The 2,044-nt window shown below is 53.8% G+C and carries 2 protein-coding genes; both read right to left on the bottom strand.

Annotation, left to right across the window (positions count from 1 at the left end):
• On the bottom strand, positions 1-201 hold a 201-nt coding region (locus KJ971_08595), incomplete at its 3' end, for a hypothetical protein (protein MBU1145889.1).
• 80 nt (positions 202-281) lie between these two features.
• The gene (locus KJ971_08600; protein ID MBU1145890.1) at positions 282-737 is read right to left on the bottom strand and encodes a hypothetical protein; all 456 of its coding nucleotides are present in this window, start codon (positions 735-737) and stop codon (positions 282-284) included.
• Between the last annotated feature and the right edge of the window lie 1,307 nt (positions 738-2,044).

Raw genomic sequence — 2,044 nt, forward strand, 5'->3', positions numbered from 1 at the left:
CACCTCCTGCACCATCTCGGTGGGCAGCGGCGCGTCAGGCAATCCCGCGCACACTTCCGCAAGCTGCGGGCACTCCCGCTTGGCATCGGCGTAGCCGTCGAGCCATGCTTGGCACTCCCAGCGCGTGTAGGAGCGGGGCATCGGTTCACCTGACCAATACGCGGCAGCGCCGATTCTGTAGGCTTCATACGTGTAGTCCATAGTATCCCTCCGGTTGTTTATTCTGGGCGCTTCCCAGTTTCACGGCGGGATGTAACCGCCGCGTTGGCCTTGCTGTGCGGTTATTCCTTGCGTCCACCGATAATCCGACCGCCCACTAGCGCATAATGTGACTGGTCATAGGTTGGCTCGATATAGCACTCTGCATGAAAGTTAGCTCGGTAGTAGTCCGACTGCATATGACTTTCGCCTTCGCTATACTCAGCGGCGATTGCCAGTAGGGTAGACTTGAGTTCCCTCCATTTCGCAGTCAGCGCCGGATAGTCTTTACCTGCGATGCGCTCATAGACGGCGAAAGGAACGCCGCCAGTCACCTTCATCGTGATACGCGCCGTGAAGCCCTGAAACTTACTAGTTACACTGACGGTCAGCGCCGCCGGTAAGTTCCCGCAAGCGATAGCGTCAGCTATATCCTTGCGGATAGCCTTGGCTATATCCTTGCGCTTGAAGTCGTATTGATACTTGCCACCTTGCCAAGTATCGTAGCCCTTTACCGTTTCGCGTGTTACAGTCATCATCATTCCCTCCGTTGATAGATTTGCCACTGATAGGCTAGCGGCTGGCCTGTGCTTTGCGCTTTGCCTCCGAACGCCGCTCTGCGAGCGTGCCGCCCATTAGAGCTGTGAGCCATGCACACGCTCGTTTACACGCCTCAGAGCGCGTGAGACTATAGCCGAGGCAGCCGTCCGCAAAGTGCCGTTCGTCTACCCGGATACTGAACACCGGTTCACTAGACTTAGCGAACGGTCTAGCAGACCGGATTTCAGCCCAATCACCGCGCTCATTCTCATACCTGTTGCCCTCGAAGTAGAGCATCGTCATTCCCTCCGTTGATAGATTTGCCGTCACAAGTAGAGTCTATCATAGCCTATAACCCTCCGCAATACCGATGGATACTGGGCTAAACCCTATTCTCTATCTGTTAGAGAATGCCCGAAAATACTAGGTTAAATTTCTCAACAGATAGGAATGACAGTGATTATACCTGTGGCATTGATTGGCATACCCTATTCCGGCTTATTCTCCGTGACAGCCCATTCATAACCCGTCATTCCCTGTCATACTATCGAACCGCCGCCGAGAAGGAAGGAATGAACCCGACTACCACTCGCTACGCCCTAACCGTGAGTTACCCCTGAACGGGCTAACCCTAAAGTCCAGCCGTCCCGCTGGACGGCCTCTACCCCCCTGCGCACGCGCACTAGGTGAAGTGTGCTATTGGAGCACGTGTAGTAGCGGGAGACGCGGGTGACTGACTGGTCAGTCAGTGCGCCACACGTGCAACCTGTTGCACGCTAGGGCACGGGTGGGCACGGGTAGCCCGCGTGGGCACGTTACCCGTCCACCGGTCACGCGAGGGTAGCGGTAGGGATACTAGGCGTGCTCTGGGGCTATGTGAAACGGGTCACGAGGAGATTGTGAACGTGAAGCACTAGGGGGTTGTGAATGTGAACACAAGGAGGCTGTGAAAGTGAACACTATCACATTGGAAACCCCCGTGGGGTAGGGGTATGGCGGGGAATGAAGGGGTGTAGTTACTCTCTCACGTCACTTGCAGAACAAGTGACTTCACGAGTGACGGGTTTACACTCTGTCCCACGCGGGCATACTAGTGTTAATGGGTTAACAGGGGGGTTTAAAGGGTTATAGAGTATATTATATATATATATTATATTTAACAGGGTATACAAGTGTCTTGTATTCTCTTGTTCTTAGATTTAACTCTTACTCTTGGGTTTAACTCTTTAATACGCGCACGCGTGTAATGGCAGTTCTTAACGCGTTACGCGCTCGGCAGCGTCTTCGAGTGCTTTCCCTATTGTGG

It is taken from the genome of Bacillota bacterium (assembly GCA_018818595.1).
Lineage (GTDB): Bacteria > Bacillota_I > Bacilli_A > Izemoplasmatales > Hujiaoplasmataceae > JAHIRM01.